Genomic DNA, 16,023 nt, shown 5'->3' on the forward strand with positions numbered 1-16,023 from the left:
AAATTCCTCACACCAGGCCTAGGCCTGGCCCTCACTCTGTTTAATTTTTTCGACCCAGTAGGGAGTCAGCTTGGAGATGTAATTCCATGCAAGAACAAATGCATTTTCCGGACGGCGATAGGGGTCAGGTACGTCGACCCTCATGTTTTCGCCATAACGGAAAACCTTGCCTTCCATAAAGGGATAGCGGGCAAGAATATCCATCTTCTGACCGTTTTCCATAGTTAGAATCAAGTCGGCCCACTTTACAATATCCAGGTTGATCTGACGTGCACGATGGGCACTCATATCTACACCATGTTCCAGGGCAATCTTCTGGCTGATTTCGTGAGCAGGGTGATCCACCAGGGCACCCAGACCAGCACTCATCACATTATAATCGGGGCCGAGTTCCTTCTTGAGAAGGTATTCGCCCGTGGGGCTACGGCAAATATTGCCGGTACATACAACAAGAATATTTTTCATCAGGTTAATAATAAAAAAATTAGGCCGATTACAATTCAAAAGCGAAGCCAAGATCCTTCAACAGAGGGTTCTTGGTGTCCTTTTCGCTGAGAAGCGGTTCAAAACCATTTCCCACAGGCCACTCGATTCCGATGGCCGGGTCATTCCAGAACAGACCGCCTTCATCCTTGGGATCATAAAGGCGTGTACATTTGTACACAAAGGTTGCAGTTTCACTCAAAACCACAAAACCGTGAGCAAAGCCTTCGGGAATGTAGAACTGGCGCTTGTTTTCGGCAGAAAGCACCACACCTTCGTACTTGCCGAAAGTGGGGCTGCCCTTGCGCAGGTCCACAGCCACGTCATAAACTTCACCTTCCAACACGCGGACAAGCTTGCCCTGGGGATTCTTTTTCTGGAAATGAAGGCCGCGAAGGACACCCTTCTTGGAGCGGGATTCATTATCCTGAACAAAAACCATATCAAGACCGGCTTCATCAAATTCGGCCTTGTTATAGGTCTCCATGAAGTAACCGCGATGATCACCATAGACGGTGGGTTCAACGATAGTTACGCCTTCAATACTGGTCTTTATAAAATTGAACTTTCCCATATGATTACCTAATATCTAATCTTTCCTTCGGCGACTTTACGCAAGTGCTGGCCATAGGGGCTCTTACCATATTTGGCAGCAGATTCCAGCAACTTGTCCTTGCTGATCCAGCCATTGATGTAGGCAATTTCTTCTATGGCGCTGATCTGGATGCCCTGGCGATTTTCCACCATACGAACAAAGTCTCCAGCCTCGATCAGGCTGTCCATGGTACCGGTATCCAGCCAGGCAAAACCGCGACCCAGCAACTTCACATCCAAGTCACCCTGATCCAGGTAGGTCTTGTTCAGGTCCGTAATTTCCAGTTCTCCGCGAGCGCTGGGTTTCTGGGACTTGGCATATTCGACCACGCGGTTGTCATAGAAATACAAGCCGGTAATGGCATAATTGCTCTTGGGTTCCTTGGGCTTTTCTTCTACAGAAATCACCTTTCCGGCTTCGTCAAATTCCACAACACCGAAACGTTCGGGATCATCCACATAGTAACCGAACACACTGGCGCGACCGTTCTGTTCGGCGTTCTTGACGGCAGCCTTCAGAAGGGGACTAAAGCCGTTGCCGTAGAAAATATTGTCGCCGAGAACCATGGCGCAGCAATCATTTCCAATAAATTCCTCACCCAGAATAAAAGCCTGGGCTAGGCCATCAGGGCTGGGCTGAACCTTATAGCTAAGGTTGAGACCCATCGAGGAACCATCACCCAACAGACGTTCAAAATTGGGAAGGTCCGTCGGAGTGGAAATAATCAAAATATCACGGATTCCCGCCAACATCAAAGTAGACAGCGGGTAATAGATCATGGGCTTGTCGTAAACAGGCAACAGCTGTTTCGAAGTCACCATGGTCAGGGGATAAAGTCTAGTACCGGAACCACCGGCGAGCACAATACCTTTCATTAGTATTTCCCGTACTTGTAGCCGTAACCTTCGGTGCGGCTATGTTCATACTTGTTGATGACAATAGAAGCATGAGCAGTACTGTTGCCCTTGAGGATCTGGCCCATACCTTCCTGAATGGCTTCAATAGAATGCCTATTGTATTCGATGACCATAACGATCTGGGCAGCCAGGCGGCAAGCCAGGGCAGCATCCGTCACCAGCATGATCGGCGGAGTATCCACAATCACCAGATCATACTCAGACTTAAATCTTTCAATCAAATCGGAATAATGCCTGGAGCCAAGAAGTTCAGCCGGGTTGGCAGGGACATTGCCGCAGGGGATCACAAACATGTTTTCCACTTCGGTGGGGTGAATAACTTCTTCCACCTGGACTTCACGGAGCAGCACCTGGGAAAGACCGTTGCCGCGCTTGATTCCGAATTCCTTATGGAGGCGACCCTTACGGAGATCCGCATCAATGAGCAAGACCTTCTTGCCCAGACCTGCAAACAAGGCTGCCAAGTTCACAGAAATAAAGCTCTTGCCTACGCCGGGAATCAGGCCGCTAACACCAATGACAGAACCATTATCGTCCATCATAGAGAATTCCAGGGAAGAACGGAGAGCACGGAGGGATTCCACGGCCACGTCGTCGGGTTCCACCACGGCCAGCGGTCTTGTGCCCTTGGTTCCCTGGGGATTGCCCTTGGGCACCTTTGCATAAACCGTAAAACCAGTTTCCTTTTCGATAAAGCTAGCGCTCTTTACACCGCTGCTGAACTTGGTCTTCAGAGAAATAATCAAAGTACCAAACAGGAAGCCAAGGAACAGGGCGACAGCAACAATCAGCTTGGGCTTGGGCTTAGTGGGTCTGAGAGCCTTTTCAGCAAAGTCCACAATACGCACGGAGCCCACTTCACCGGCAGAAACAAGACGCAGCTGCTGGATATTGTTCAGCATGGTGGTGTAGAGAATCTTGCTCTGTTCCACTTCGTTAGTCAGTTTTAGCACTTCCTGCTGAGTGGTGGGAAGCTTCTTTACCTGGCTGGCGGTTCCTGCCAGTTCACGCTTCAAGGCATCTTCCTGATCTTCCAGAGTCTTTACAGTAGGATGTTCAGAATGGAAAAGTCGAATCGCTTCCTGCTTACGCTGTTGCAAGGCAAGAATGTCCTGTTGCAACTTCATGCGGCGCTGAAGCACCAACTGAGTTTCTGCATTCACGTCTACAGAACCCACGCGGTTACGATAGGCGTTCAAGTTCATGAGAGAGGAATCCATCTGGGCCTTCACATCAGGCAGCTGCTTTTCCAGGAATTCCAACGTCTTCTGGGCTTCAGCATTACGTTCTTCCACATTCTGACGTAAATAAGAAGAGGCTACCTCATTCAATACGGCCATGCCACGATCCGGATAGATATCCTGATAGGTAAATTCCAGGATTCCAGTCTTTTTACCCTTTTCCTTTACGTCAAAGGCGCTACGGAACGAACTGATGGCATCGAGACGCTTACGCTTACGGACGACAAAACGCTGACCCGGGCGAACATCGCAGCTGATAATGCCAAATGCGGCAGAATCACCGGCATAGGGAAACTTGTAGGTATGGCCAGGTTCACCCGACAGAACAACTTTATCAAGGTGGTCATACAGGTCAAAACGACCAGTACTGTCCTTGATTTCCACTTCCCATTCCTTAATCTTGTCAGTCTTGGGGACGCTATCCCAGGGGACTTCAATCTGCGCAAGGTCAAGTCTGCCTTCCCTATGGAGAAGACGGTCCAGGAAATTCAAGGGTTCAGCCTCGTACTGCAGGCGCATCTTTTCGACAGCGGCACCCATCACCTGACGGCTACGAATCAACTCAATTTCTGTTTCGGCAGGAGAAGCGTTGGAGAAAAGGGCTCCAAGTCCACCCATCATACCCATAGAGTTCTTGCTGTTTTTCGATTCAATCTGAAGAAGAGCATCTACCTGGTAAACAGGCCTAATCCACAAGGAGACAAAGACACCTACAATGCCAGCAACCACTAAGCAAGGCAGCATGATATACCAATTTTTGGCAACATCCTTAAGCAATTCAGTCAAGTCGGTTTCTTCTTTCTTTTTCGATGCCATAAAGACCCTTATCTAGAACGAGTTTAAATTCACACCAATGAACTCAAATTTAAAAAATCAGACGTTCCCTCAAAAAACTATCTTTACTTTTATGACTGAAAAAGCCCCCGTTTCTTTAAAAGACTACTTGACTAAAGCCGATTCCGATGTATCATCTGAAGCCCTGCTGGAAAACTTTCTGGCCTGGGCTGATGCCAAGGGTACTACGCTGTACCCCGCCCAGGAAGAGGCAATCCTTGAACTTTTAGACGGGAAAAACGTTATTCTAAATACGCCTACGGGTTCAGGAAAATCCATGGTAGCCCTGGCGCTCCATTTTGACAGTCTGGCCCACGGCCGACGCAGCGTCTACACCTGCCCCATCAAGGCCCTGGTCAACGAAAAGTGGATGGCCTTGTGCAAGGAGTTCGGTCCCGAAAATGTAGGACTTTCTACAGGAGACGCTACCGTCAACCGCGACGCCCCCATCATCTGCTGTACCGCAGAAATCCTTGCCAACATGGCCCTCTGCGAAGGGGAACAGTCTACCATTTCCGACGTGGTCATGGACGAATTCCATTACTATTCCGACAAGGAACGCGGTGTCGCCTGGCAGGTTCCTCTTTTAACCATGCCCAACACCCGCTTTTTGCTCATGAGCGCCACCGTAGGCGCCACGGAATTTTTCGAAAAGGAAATGACCAAGCATACGGGCAAGGAATCCGTCACCGTTCGCTCCACCCAGCGCCCCGTACCCCTGGATTTTACCTACTCCGAAACCGAAATTTCCAACACAGTTCAGCGACTGATCAACGAAGGGAAGGGCCCTGTTTACGTGGTTCACTTTACCCAGGCCGCAGCCGCTACCAACGCCCAGAACTTCATGAGTCTGGACCTTTGCACCAAGGAAGAAAAGGTGGCCATTAACGAGGCCATCAAGGAAATGCGTTTCAGCAGTCCTTACGGCCCCGAAGTAAAACGTTGGCTGAAGCAGGGCATTGGCATCCACCATGCGGGTCTACTTCCCAAGTACCGCATCCTGTGTGAAAAACTGGCCCAAAAAGGTCTGCTGAAGGTCATCTGTGGAACAGACACTCTTGGCGTAGGCGTGAACGTTCCCATTCGTTCCGTGCTGTTCACCCAGCTTTGCAAATATAGCGGCGACAAGACCGCTATTCTAACCGCTAGAGACTTCCACCAGATTGCAGGCCGCGCAGGCCGCAAGGGTTTTGACGACATCGGTTACGTTGTGGCCCAGGCCCCGGAACACGTCATCGAAAATCTGAAACTGGAAGCCAAGACAAAACAGACCGGCAAGAAGTTCCAGAAGAAAAAGCCGCCTGAACACGGCTACGTTCCCTTCGACAAGAACACCTACGAACGTTTGATCCAGGCCCAGCCGGAACCGCTGACCTCCAGTTTCCACGTCAGCCATGGCATGCTCTTGAACATCCTCAGCCGTCCCACCGACGGTTGCAAGGCCATGCGCAACCTGATCAAGGACTGTCACGAAACGGCCGCCAGCAAAAAGCAGTTGAGCAAGCGCGCCTTCCAGCTTTTCCGTGGTCTGGTAGAAGGCCATATTATCGAATTTGCCCCGCAAGTGGCACCGGGCTACAGCAAACTTCGCGTGAACATGGATCTGCAAGATGACTTTTCCATGAACCAGCCCCTTTCACTTTATCTACTGGATACCTTGCCCAAGCTGGATCGTGAAAGCCCCGAATACGCACTGGACGTCATTACTTTATGCGAAAGCATCGTTGAAAATCCCGAAGCCATTCTCCGCATCCAGATGAACAAGGCCAAGAACGCCCGCATGGAAGAACTGAAGGCCCAGGGCATGGAATTCAACCAGCGCATGGAAGAATTGGAAAAGGTGGAATACCCCAAGCCGTTGCGGGATTTCATTTACGACACCTACAATAACTTTGCCGAAACCCACCCCTGGGTAGACGTAAATGTGGAACCCAAGTCTATTGTCCGCGAGATGTTCGAAAACTTCAGCACCTTCAGCGGTTACATCAAGCAGTATGGTTTGCAGCGCATGGAAGCCATCTTGCTCCGACACCTGAACGGGGTTTACAAGGTGTTGGCCCAGACCGTTCCCGACAGCTACAAGAACGAGGAACTCCACGACATGGAAGAATTCCTGGGCGATATGATCCGCAGAACGGACAGCAGCCTGTTGGAAGAATGGGAAAAGATGGCCCACCCCGAAGACTACCAGAAACGTATGGACGATGCAGGCGCCACCGAAATGGAAACCGCCTTCGGTGCCGACAAGGTGGCCGCAGACATTACCTACGACAAGAAGCGCTTTATCAACATGGTCCGCCAGCGCATTTTCCAGCTCATGAGTGCATTGCAGAAGCAGGCTTTTGGCGACGTATTGGATATGTTGGCAGACGACCTTGCAGAAGGCCAAATGCTAGTGGATGGCGAAGGCAAACCCTGGACCGAAAACCGTCTGATGGAAATCATGGCAGCCTACATTGCAGAACACCACAAGTTCCGCCTGGATGTGGAAGGACGTTCCGTACACCACACCATCATTACCTACGAAGGCGAAATCATGCACGTCCAGCAGATGCTTCAGGACGAAGAAGATTTCAATGACTGGAGTATTGACTTCAAGATTGATCTAAAGGAATGCCGTGAGGCAGGCATGCCCCTCCTGAACATGGTCCGCATCGGGGAAGTCTAAAACATCGCGCCGGCGCCTAGCAGTCTTTCACGCAGCGGATAGCAAAGGCGTCGGTCTTGTAGGTATAATCGGCACCGATCTTTCCGCCACGAAATGAAATGCTGCGATATCTAGCATATTCATTTCCCATGCTGGTGGAAGTCCAGTAATAGGCAGACTTGTTCAAGTCATAAAAGTAACCCATGCTATAGCGGCCGCCAGAAGGTATGGAAGCAAAACCTACGCTATCCTTGCCCACCACGGAGCCGTAGCATTCTTCCCAGTACTCGGAAGACTTTAGCATGGTTCCCGGCAGACCGTCCTGCAAGCTTCTGCAAAATTCGCACAGTTCATGCCATTCCTCTTCAGAAGGGATGTGCCAACCTTCGGGTGCGATTCCGCGGAACCTGCCCGACGTAATCAGCGATTCCCCTTCAGCGCCCAATTCGTCTTCGTTATAGCGGGGGCTTAAATTCATGGCGGCGGCCCAGGTATAAAGTCTACCGAACTTGCCCACATTTTTTTCCACCTCGCCGTAGGCGTAACTTCCCACATCGTCGTCGGCGGCACCGCCCTTACTCACATAACGAAGGTTTTCCGCCATCCAGATTTGGTTTCCGATTTTTACCGTACTGTAGATTTCACCGTCACGTTCGTCAACTAAGGAACCATAATCGAATTTCACGCCGTTTTTCATCAAGTATGCGGCATGCTCTTCGTCTTTTACAGTTTTCGTAAATTCAGTACGGTTAAAAAACATAATTTACACCCTATTCTTTACACTATTTGAAATCTTTTCATTTCTTTTCCAATTAGACGTCCCCTATATGCAAAACCCATGCCAAGGGAGGAGAAAGACTAGAGTGAAGAGTGAAGAGGAATCATGAGACACAAAAGAAGTATACTGAGCGGACTGTCATTCTGAACTCGTTTCAGAATCCCATGAATGCATGAGACCCTGAGCGCCCACAGGGCGACGCAAGGCGCCATCGGCGCGATTATGATAATTCGTATCTCGTATCTGATATCTCATATCCTATATCTGGTATCCAATGTCTCGCGGTTCTGGGGTGGGGACGCTGATGGGGTCCGTCTAATTTTTTTTATATTTAGGCCATGACCGCAGAAGAACTTTACAATCGTCTTAAGACTATCCAGCCTGGAGCTGTCCTTTGCACCTATTCCATGGAAAAAGTGGAACAGATGCTTCCCATCATCAACGAAATCAACGAACTGAAGAAGGAACGTGACGCCGTCATTCTCGCCCACAGTTACGTTGCCCCGGAAATCATCCTGGGTGTTGCCGACTACGACGGCGACAGTTTCAAGCTGAGCCAGGACGCCACCAAGGTGGAAGCAAAGACCATCGTCTTCTCCGCAGTCCGTTTCATGGGTGAAACCGCAAAGATTCTGAACCCCACCAAGGACGTCTTGATTCCCGGACCCCTTACCGGCTGTAGCCTGGCCGACTCCATTACCGGAGCCGAAGTCCGCGCCCTCCGCGAAAAGTATCCGGACCACACCTTCGTCTGCTACATCAACACCACCGCCGACGTAAAGGCAAACTGCGACGTTTGCGTTACCAGCTCCAACGTGATGAAGATCGTAAGCTCTCTCGAAAACGACAAGATCGTGTTTGTACCCGATGGACTCATGGGCCAGAACCTCATCGACGAAATGAAGAAGCGTAACATCAAGAAGGAAATCGTTCTCCACAGCGGTTGCTGCTACGTGCACGAAACCTACGATTCCGAACTGATCAACTTCTTCCGTAGCCAGAATCCGGGTCTGAAGGTGGTGAGCCATCCCGAATGCCACCCGGGTGTCGCCCTCCTCAGCGATTACGTAGGCAGCACCGGCCAGATGGTCACCTACATCAAGGACCAGCCCGAAGGCACCCCGTTCCTGCTCCTTACCGAATGCGGTCTCAATGCCCGTATGCAGTACGAGTTCCCCAACAAGCGCTTTATCGGCAGCTGCAGCATGTGTAAGTACATGAAGTCCAACTCCCTGGAAAACATCCTGGAAACCCTCCGTCATCCGGAAGCAGCCCAGCATGTGGAACTGGACGAAGCCACCCGCGTCGCCGCCAAGAAGTGCATCGACGCCATGTTCTACTACGCAGCAAAATAGTTGGAAGTTGGAAGTAGACAGTAGACTGTAGACTGTTTACTGGGGTAGAGTTATGCGAGGTGCCAAGCTTTAACTCATTGCTCACCTCTCACAGCCCATCGCTTTTTGAGGAAATTGATGAAGAAGTTTCTTTTTGTTCTGATTGCCGTGGTCGGTATGCTGTTTTCTCAGGCAGCTGCCGACGAGGGATACTGGCCCAAGTCCTACTTTGCAGAAGTAGGTTTCGGCATTATCGCATCTAAGGGCGACTTTAACGAAAGGTCGACTGCAATCACAGATACCGCAGGCAAAAAAGGTCTCATTCACCAGCCAGCCCTGGATTTTCTGGCAACACCCGACCTTACCATCGGTGCCAACATAGCCCAGTTCACCCTAGCCCTGAATTTCCAGTATTGGACATCCAACCAGACCTTAGCCGGTTTTCCCGATGAATCCTACACGGCAGATTCCCGCATTTGGCGTCTCGGCTTTGAGTTTACATACAACTTATTCTGGCCCGACTATTTCCAGATCGGCCTCGGCGGCGGTTACTCCTACACAAGCATCAACACTAAAAATTCTGTCTACTTCCAGGATGGAGGCGTCCAGAGTTCTGAACTGATGGGTTCTGCAGTAGGCTTTATCGCCAACCTCCATTACTACTTTACAGACCAGCTTTCCATGGTTCCGGCAATCAAGGTTTACGAAAACTGGTTCAAGAACGCATACAGCGGAAGAACCGACAATTGCGATCTGGATCCGTACCTGTGGCAGACCTTCGTGCTGGCCTCTGTCAGTCTGCAGTATACCTTCTAGACAATACATCAACCTCGGACTTTTACATTTAGAGGCCGTGCAAAAAAAGTCGTCAATTTCTATCTTTGGCGACCATGAAAACAATCTCTAGAATCGCTTTCGCTTTCAGCTGCCTCGCAGCAACCGCCAACACATTTGCCATGGACGCCAAGGGCTGGGCATCCACCTACGAATCCATGGCCGCCTTCGAAGACAAGGGCGTACTCAACGAGTATTACAACAACCGCCCCGGCTATGTAAAGCCCATTATCGACAATCTGGGCAATGTGCTGAACAGCAACTGGTATGTAAGCGCAAACGTTCCCCAGAGTCTGACATTTGAAGTGGGCATGCCCTTCTCCATCGTCCCTATCGGAGATGATGACAGAAAATTCTCCGAAACCTTTGACATCTACGGAACTCCCATGGCCTTCGATGTCCCCACCATTTTCGGCGAACACGGCAATCCCCAGGAAAACACCGGCCTAGTTTACGGTAACGAGACCTTGAACGGTCTGGGAGTTTTCACTTACCCCTATCTGCAAGTTGCAGGCAGTTTCTACCACGCACGCGTTGTCCTGCGCGGTATGTTCCTGCCCAGCATCAGCAATCTGACCAAGTTCAATCTTTTCGGTTTCGGTCTGCAGTATAGTTTCGGTCACCTGTTCCAGTATATGTTGCCTCCCGCAGCCCAGGGCCTTGACGTAAGCTTTGTCTTCGGCTACAGCACCAGCGGCATCGGCTACCGCCCCGACGAATACAAGGGCTCTCTCGATCTGGATGTTTCCGCCACCACGTTTGACGTTGTCATTGGCTATAAGCCCATCAACTTTATCGAAGTGATGATGACCTTGGGTTACCAGAGCGCCACCATGAAGTCTTCTGGCCACATGTACCAGGTTGCCGGAACAGATCCCTTCACCGGCGCTGAAATCGAAACCAACGTTATTAACCCCAACATTTCTGTAGACGGCAATAACGGTTTCAAGTTCGGCCTGGCCGTGGCCTTCCAGTTCGGTAGTTCCTTCCACCCGGTTCTCGGATTCGATTACGCCGGCAAGTCCAGCTACACCACCAACGTACTTTACTTCCGTCAGCAGTTGGGTCACGACAAGACCCCCGACGAAATCGCAAAGGAAAAGGGTTACGTTCGCGGCGCCGTGAACGAAAAGGAAGAATCCAAGGTTGAATCAGTCCAGGAAGAAGCTCAGGATTCCTACAATGAAATGAATGACTCTGCAGAACAGATTTCCAACGAAGAACCTGTCGCAGATAATTCCAACGACGATTTCGACTCCCCGTCTTACGACGATTAATCAAATAAAACAAAAAGGCACAAGATGATTACTTTCCTAATTGGCGTTGCTATCCTTATTGGCGGCTACTTCACTTACGGCAAGTTCGTAGAACACGTGTTCGGCCCCGACGACCGCAAGACTCCCGCCACCGAAAATCCCGATGGTGTGGACCGTCTGGTTCTCCCCCACTGGAAGAATATGCTGATCCAGCTTTTGAACATTGCCGGTATCGGTCCTGTGATTGGCGTGATTCTGGGCATCAAGTTCGGCGCCATCGTCTTCATCTTGCTGCCTCTGGGAAACGTGCTGGGCGGAGCCGTACACGATTACTTTAGCGGTATGGTCAGCATGCGCAACAACGGTTACAACGTGCCGGCCCTTTCCCGCAAGTTCATGGGCAAGGGTCCTTCCAAGGTGGTAATGACCTTGATTTCCGTAGCCCTGATTTTGGTGGGCGCCGTATTCACCAACACCCCCGCCCAGCTGATCAACACCCCCATCCTCGTCGGTAACGCCGTATCCCCCACCCTGTTCTGGATTGCGGTGGCCTGCATTTTCGTTTACTACTTCCTCAGCACATTCTTCCCCATCGACAAGATTATCGGACGTATCTACCCGGTGTTCGGCGGTTTGCTGATTTTAGCCTCTCTCGCCATTCTCGTGGGCATCGCCCCCAACCTGAACGTACTTGACGAAATCAACTTCAACGACTTCGGCAGCAACTTTACGCAACATCCGGCTCACCAGCCCATCTTGCCCATGCTGTTCGTAACCATCGCCTGCGGCATCATCAGCGGATTCCATAGTACCCAGAGCCCTCTGGTGGCACGTACCGAATTTACCGAAAAGACCGGCCGTCAGACATTCTACGGTATGATGATTCTGGAAGGTCTCATCGGTATGATCTGGGCTGCCGGCGGTATGTTCATCTATCACCTCCATCCGGAACTGATTACTGGCGCCAGCGGCGTCAAGGTCTTGAGCACCCTGGTTTCTACCGTGCTGCCCTTCGCCCCCATTTCTGTGCTGGTCGTGGTTGGCGTGATTATACTTGCCATTACCAGTGGCGACACAAGCCTCCGCAGCCTCCGTCTGACCATTGCAGAACTTTTGCACATTGATCAGACTTCCGCCAAGAACCGTCTGTTCTTGACCGTTCCCATGTTCGCCATCTGCCTTGCCATTATCTTCTGGAGCAATCTGGACAAGGAAGGTTTCAACATCCTGTGGAACTACTTCAGTTGGAGTAACCAGCTCATGGCCGTCTGCAGCCTCTGCGTTACCGTGGTCTACCTTCGCTGCAAGAAAAAGAATTTCTGGATTGCACTTCTGCCCTGCATGTTCATGACTTTCATTACCGCAGATTATATCCTCTGGGTCAGCCCCACCAACTTGAAGGGAGCTCCCGTAGGTTTCGGTCTGGACTATAATACCGCAAGAGTCATGGCCGTATTCGTAGCCATCGCCCTGGGCGTTTGGCTGGTCCGTCGCGGCAAGGAACTTTCCAGGAGGAACGAATTCGACCCCGACAAGTGGGACCACGAACTGGACAAGAAGAATAACTTCAATCCGCAGTTGCGCAGAAAACAAAAGTAAGCCAACCTAAGTAAAGAGCCATGAGCTATGAGCAGCGAGCTTAAAGCGGAAAGGTTTAAGCGGAAAGAGAAACTTTAACCTTTAAACTTTTAAACTATGCAAATCCAGGGGACCATTAAATCCATCACATTCCACAGTCCGCAGAATGGCTTTACCGTTTTGCGCCTTAATGAGGCGGAATCCAAGAAGGTGGTAGTGGTCACGGGAACCCTCCCGGAACTGAACGTAGGCGAGAATATAAAGTTCGAAGGAGAATGGGGACGTCACCCCAAGTTCGGCACACAGTTCAAGTGTACATCCTTTGAACTCATCGCCATGGCCGACGACAGCGACGTGGTGGCCTACCTGGGTAGCGGACTTTGCCAGGGTATCGGTCCCAAGACCGCGCAGAACATCTATGATGTTTTTGGCGAAGAAACTTTCGACGTTTTAGACAACGATCCAGACCGTTTTCGCAGCGTAAAAATTAAAGGTCTGCCCAAGGCCAAGGTGGAACTTTTCCTGGCCCGCTGGCAAGAGGCACGCCACAGCCGCGAAACCATGATGTTCCTGTACAGCCACGGCATCGTAGGAAGCATCGCCAAAAAACTCTGGACCCGATTCGGCCAGGGGACTGTCCCCAAGATCCGCGACAATCCCTACATGCTCTGCGAGGAAGTTTTCGGCATCGGCTTTTTAAAGGCCGACGAAATCGCCATGAAGCTGGGGCTCCCCAAGGACAGTCCCACCCGTATGCAGGAAGCCTTGCTGTACACCCTGCAGGAAGCCTCCATGGGAGACGGCCACGTATTCCTCCCTAGGGAACAGTTGCTGAGCCGCGCCATCAAAAATCTGCGAATTGACATTTACGATGAGGATTCCGTAAACCGTCTTATTGACCAGTTCGACATCCTCTGCGGCAACGAAAGAATCAGACGTATAAACGACGACTGTTTCCACCCCCTCCTATTTAACGCCGAGCAGCGAATTGCAGACAACATCAAATTCCGTTTATGCAATACCGACTACGAAGCCATCGGCGAAGAATTCGCCAACAGGGAATTACGGGACTGGGAAAGGGCACAGAAATTTTCTTTTGACCCCATTCAGCGCGACGCCATTATCCAGGCTCTGAGCCACAGGATGTTCATCATCACGGGCGGACCCGGCACCGGTAAGACCACCATTCTAAAGGGCATCCTCCATCTGGCCAGAAAGCTGGGCGACAACATCCTGCTTGCCGCCCCCACGGGCCGTGCCGCCAAGCGCATGGGCGAATGCTGTGGCGAAAAGGCAAGCACCATCCACCGCCTTCTGGAAATGGATCCGGTTTCCAGGAAATTCTCGAAAAACGGTTTGAACCAGCTGGATTGTAACCTGCTGGTCATTGACGAATTCAGTATGGTGGATACCTGGCTTGCCGCCTCTCTGTTAGACGCAATCCCCATGAAGGCCCGCATCGTCATTGTTGGCGACGCCGACCAGTTGCCAAGTGTCGGACCTGGCAACGTATTGAACGATTTACTCAGCAGCCCCGGCTTCCCCCATATCCGTCTGCAGCACATTTTCCGTCAGGCCAGCGACAACGACATCGCCGAAAAGGCAAGCAAGATTAACCAGGGAATCACCCCCACTCCCCTTGACGGCCCCAACTTTCACTTTGTCCCCTTCGAGACACCCGAAGAATGCAAGGCCCATCTGGAGCAGTTAATCTCCACCGGCATCAAGAGCAAACTGGACATCAATCTCACCGAGCAGATGCAGGTCCTGGTACCTATGCGCAAGGGTCCCCTTGGTATTTTCGAGTTGAACCCCTTCCTGCAAGGTTTGCTGAACCCCAATGTTCCCCGCCACAAGATGATGGGCGTCGAATGGAGCCAGGGCGATCGCGTCATGCAGGTGAAGAACAACTACGAAAAGAACGTCTTTAACGGCGACGTCGGTACAATCTGGCGCGTGGACGCGGTCAACAAGAAGATTACCGTTTTCTACGACGACAAGACCGTAGACTACGAAGACGACGAGTTGGAAGAACTGACCCTAGCCTACGCCTGCACCATCCACAAGAGCCAGGGCAGCGAATACCCGGCAGTCATCGTGGTACTGGATTCCAGCCATTACGTTATGCTCCAGCGGAACCTGATCTACACGGCCATTACCCGTGCCAAGGGCCATGTGTGGATCCTCTCGGCACCCGGTTCCCTGCACCAGGCCATACGTACCATCCGTAACGCCCGCCGCTTTACCCGTCTTACCGAAAGGCTGGCTACAGGATTCTAATTTCGGGGTTAAACGAACCAAATTCCCTCAAAAAACGCTTTTTCGCCTACCATTTGACGTTGTAAGAATCAAAAAACTTTTTTCTTGAACTACATTTTGCGCGGAAATGCTTTTTACAGTGCTTACATACACAGTGGTTTCACTCCTGGCAGTGTTCTGCCTTTTTTACGCATGGCTCGAAGTGCGCTTTTTCCGCGCGCTGGGTTCTGTGCGTAAGGGCGACTCCGATGTGGAACCCGCTCCAAAGGTAAGCATCCTCATTGCGGCCCGAAACGAAGAAGAAGGGATCCGCGAAACTCTTGAATCGGTCATGAAGCAGGATTACCGCGGTTTTTGGGAAGTCTGGGTCGCCGATGACCGCAGCACAGACAGAACTCCCAAAATCCTGGCCGAGTACGTCGACAAATACCCCGACAGGTTCCATGTCCTGACCATCAAGGACATTCCCGAGGGAGTCAGCCCCAAGAAGCACGCCCTGAGCCTGATGATCGAGGCCTGCAACGGCGAAATCCTCTGCCTGACCGACGCCGACTGCATCGTAAAGCCCACCTGGGTCACAGGCATCGTCGCCGAATTCGAACCCGGCATTGAACTGGTAGCAGGTCACTCCTACATTCCCACGGTCAAGGGTAAGTCTGGCGTTCTAATCTGTATGCAGGCCGTAGAGACTCTTATATATAGAGTGGCAGGAACCGCAGGCTTGGCCATGCACCTGCCCCTGACCAGTACCGGTAACAACCTGGCCTACCGCAAGAGTTTTTTCAAGAGCGTCAAGGGCTTCGAAAACGTCATCAAGATCCAGAGCGGCGACGACGACCTGCTGATGCAGAAACTGGCAGCCGACCGCCCCTGGGCCATGCGCTACTGTATCAACGAAGCCACCTTCGTTACGACTAACGGCAAGGAAACCCTGAAGGAACTTTGGGAACAGCGCAAACGCTGGGCCTCCAAGACCATATATTACACACCGAAAATCGTTTTCGTACTGAGCATGGTGTTCCTGTTCCTGCTGATGGAATGCATCGGGGCGGCCCTTTCACCGTTCAGCTTTACAATTTTCCTGGCCACAGCGATAACATTCGTCGTCAAGTGCGCCGGTGACCTGATTTTAATACTCCGGGGGCTAAGAATCTTTAGGCAGGAACACTTGATCAAATGGTGTATCCCGGTGGAGTTCATCCACGCCCCCTTCACCGTTCTGGCCGTACTCTTCGGCCTCTTCGGACGCTTCAAATGGAAGTAATCT

At 51.3% G+C, this 16,023-nt stretch carries 12 protein-coding genes; 7 read left to right on the forward strand and 5 right to left on the reverse strand.

The window, feature by feature from the left end; genetic code table 11:
• Positions 1-18: 18 nt before the first annotated feature.
• From MMG03_RS00980 to MMG03_RS00995, 4 genes are read right to left on the reverse strand one after another with little or no spacing between them, the layout of a single operon-like run.
• On the reverse strand, positions 19-465 hold the full coding sequence (locus MMG03_RS00980; RefSeq protein ID WP_073155412.1) for a low molecular weight protein-tyrosine-phosphatase: 447 nt from the start codon (positions 463-465) through the stop codon (positions 19-21).
• A 28-nt stretch (positions 466-493) separates the two neighbouring features.
• Entirely contained in the window at positions 494-1,057 is a 564-nt protein-coding gene (rfbC, locus tag MMG03_RS00985; RefSeq protein ID WP_073155408.1) for a dTDP-4-dehydrorhamnose 3,5-epimerase, read from the reverse strand.
• 8 nt (positions 1,058-1,065) lie between these two features.
• Complete coding sequence (rfbA, locus tag MMG03_RS00990) at positions 1,066-1,953, reverse strand: glucose-1-phosphate thymidylyltransferase RfbA (protein ID WP_073155406.1); 888 nt, start codon at positions 1,951-1,953, stop codon at positions 1,066-1,068.
• Positions 1,953-4,052 carry a polysaccharide biosynthesis tyrosine autokinase gene (locus MMG03_RS00995; RefSeq protein WP_073233424.1) on the reverse strand — a complete coding sequence of 700 codons (2,100 nt, stop codon included), beginning with the start codon at positions 4,050-4,052 and terminating at the stop codon, positions 1,953-1,955. The genes rfbA and MMG03_RS00995 overlap by 1 nt, the downstream gene beginning before the upstream one ends.
• A 91-nt stretch (positions 4,053-4,143) precedes the next feature.
• Between MMG03_RS00995 and MMG03_RS01000 the strand changes: the two genes are divergently transcribed.
• Entirely contained in the window at positions 4,144-6,738 is a 2,595-nt protein-coding gene (locus tag MMG03_RS01000) for an RNA helicase (protein WP_073283256.1), read from the forward strand.
• A gap of 16 nt (positions 6,739-6,754) precedes the next feature.
• Here the strand turns inward: MMG03_RS01000 and MMG03_RS01005 are convergent, their stop codons facing one another.
• Positions 6,755-7,477: an FISUMP domain-containing protein gene (locus MMG03_RS01005; protein ID WP_073155399.1), complete on the reverse strand. Its 723-nt coding sequence runs from the start codon at positions 7,475-7,477 to the stop codon at positions 6,755-6,757.
• A gap of 356 nt (positions 7,478-7,833) precedes the next feature.
• Here MMG03_RS01005 and nadA point away from each other — a divergent pair, with 356 nt between their 5' ends.
• The 6 genes from nadA (at position 7,834) to MMG03_RS01035 (ending at position 16,020) form a co-directional block, all read left to right on the forward strand.
• A complete protein-coding gene (gene nadA, locus MMG03_RS01010; protein WP_249505417.1) occupies positions 7,834-8,850 on the forward strand; it encodes a quinolinate synthase NadA in 1,017 nt (338 codons plus the stop codon).
• A 117-nt stretch (positions 8,851-8,967) separates the two neighbouring features.
• Positions 8,968-9,645 carry a hypothetical protein gene (locus MMG03_RS01015; RefSeq protein ID WP_249505418.1) on the forward strand — a complete coding sequence of 226 codons (678 nt, stop codon included), beginning with the start codon at positions 8,968-8,970 and terminating at the stop codon, positions 9,643-9,645.
• A 74-nt stretch (positions 9,646-9,719) separates the two neighbouring features.
• Entirely contained in the window at positions 9,720-10,940 is a 1,221-nt protein-coding gene (locus MMG03_RS01020) for a DUF6588 family protein (RefSeq protein WP_101478662.1), read from the forward strand.
• 24 nt (positions 10,941-10,964) lie between these two features.
• On the forward strand, positions 10,965-12,518 hold the full coding sequence (locus MMG03_RS01025) for a carbon starvation protein A (protein ID WP_073233412.1): 1,554 nt from the start codon (positions 10,965-10,967) through the stop codon (positions 12,516-12,518).
• 96 nt (positions 12,519-12,614) lie between these two features.
• Positions 12,615-14,777: an ATP-dependent RecD-like DNA helicase gene (locus tag MMG03_RS01030; RefSeq protein WP_249505419.1), complete on the forward strand. Its 2,163-nt coding sequence runs from the start codon at positions 12,615-12,617 to the stop codon at positions 14,775-14,777.
• Positions 14,778-14,883: 106 nt separating this feature from the next.
• Entirely contained in the window at positions 14,884-16,020 is a 1,137-nt protein-coding gene (locus MMG03_RS01035; protein ID WP_249505420.1) for a glycosyltransferase, read from the forward strand.
• The last annotated feature ends 3 nt before the right edge of the window (positions 16,021-16,023 follow it).

The organism is Fibrobacter sp. HC4 (assembly GCF_023373925.1).
Lineage (GTDB): Bacteria > Fibrobacterota > Fibrobacteria > Fibrobacterales > Fibrobacteraceae > Fibrobacter.

Excerpts from the sequence above, each read along its gene's own strand:
- MMG03_RS01015 (WP_249505418.1), top strand. The coding sequence starts at position 8,968 with ATGAAGAAGTTTCTTTTTGTTCTGATTGCCGTGGTCGGTATGCTGTTT.
- MMG03_RS01000 (WP_073283256.1), top strand. The coding sequence starts at position 4,144 with ATGACTGAAAAAGCCCCCGTTTCTTTAAAAGACTACTTGACTAAAGCC.
- nadA (WP_249505417.1), top strand. The coding sequence starts at position 7,834 with ATGACCGCAGAAGAACTTTACAATCGTCTTAAGACTATCCAGCCTGGA.
- MMG03_RS00995 (WP_073233424.1), bottom strand. The coding sequence starts at position 4,052 with ATGGCATCGAAAAAGAAAGAAGAAACCGACTTGACTGAATTGCTTAAG.
- rfbC (WP_073155408.1), bottom strand. The coding sequence starts at position 1,057 with ATGGGAAAGTTCAATTTTATAAAGACCAGTATTGAAGGCGTAACTATC.
- rfbA (WP_073155406.1), bottom strand. The coding sequence starts at position 1,953 with ATGAAAGGTATTGTGCTCGCCGGTGGTTCCGGTACTAGACTTTATCCC.
- MMG03_RS01005 (WP_073155399.1), bottom strand. The coding sequence starts at position 7,477 with ATGTTTTTTAACCGTACTGAATTTACGAAAACTGTAAAAGACGAAGAG.
- MMG03_RS01035 (WP_249505420.1), top strand. The coding sequence starts at position 14,884 with ATGCTTTTTACAGTGCTTACATACACAGTGGTTTCACTCCTGGCAGTG.
- MMG03_RS01025 (WP_073233412.1), top strand. The coding sequence starts at position 10,965 with ATGATTACTTTCCTAATTGGCGTTGCTATCCTTATTGGCGGCTACTTC.
- MMG03_RS00980 (WP_073155412.1), bottom strand. The coding sequence starts at position 465 with ATGAAAAATATTCTTGTTGTATGTACCGGCAATATTTGCCGTAGCCCC.
- MMG03_RS01030 (WP_249505419.1), top strand. The coding sequence starts at position 12,615 with ATGCAAATCCAGGGGACCATTAAATCCATCACATTCCACAGTCCGCAG.
- MMG03_RS01020 (WP_101478662.1), top strand. The coding sequence starts at position 9,720 with ATGAAAACAATCTCTAGAATCGCTTTCGCTTTCAGCTGCCTCGCAGCA.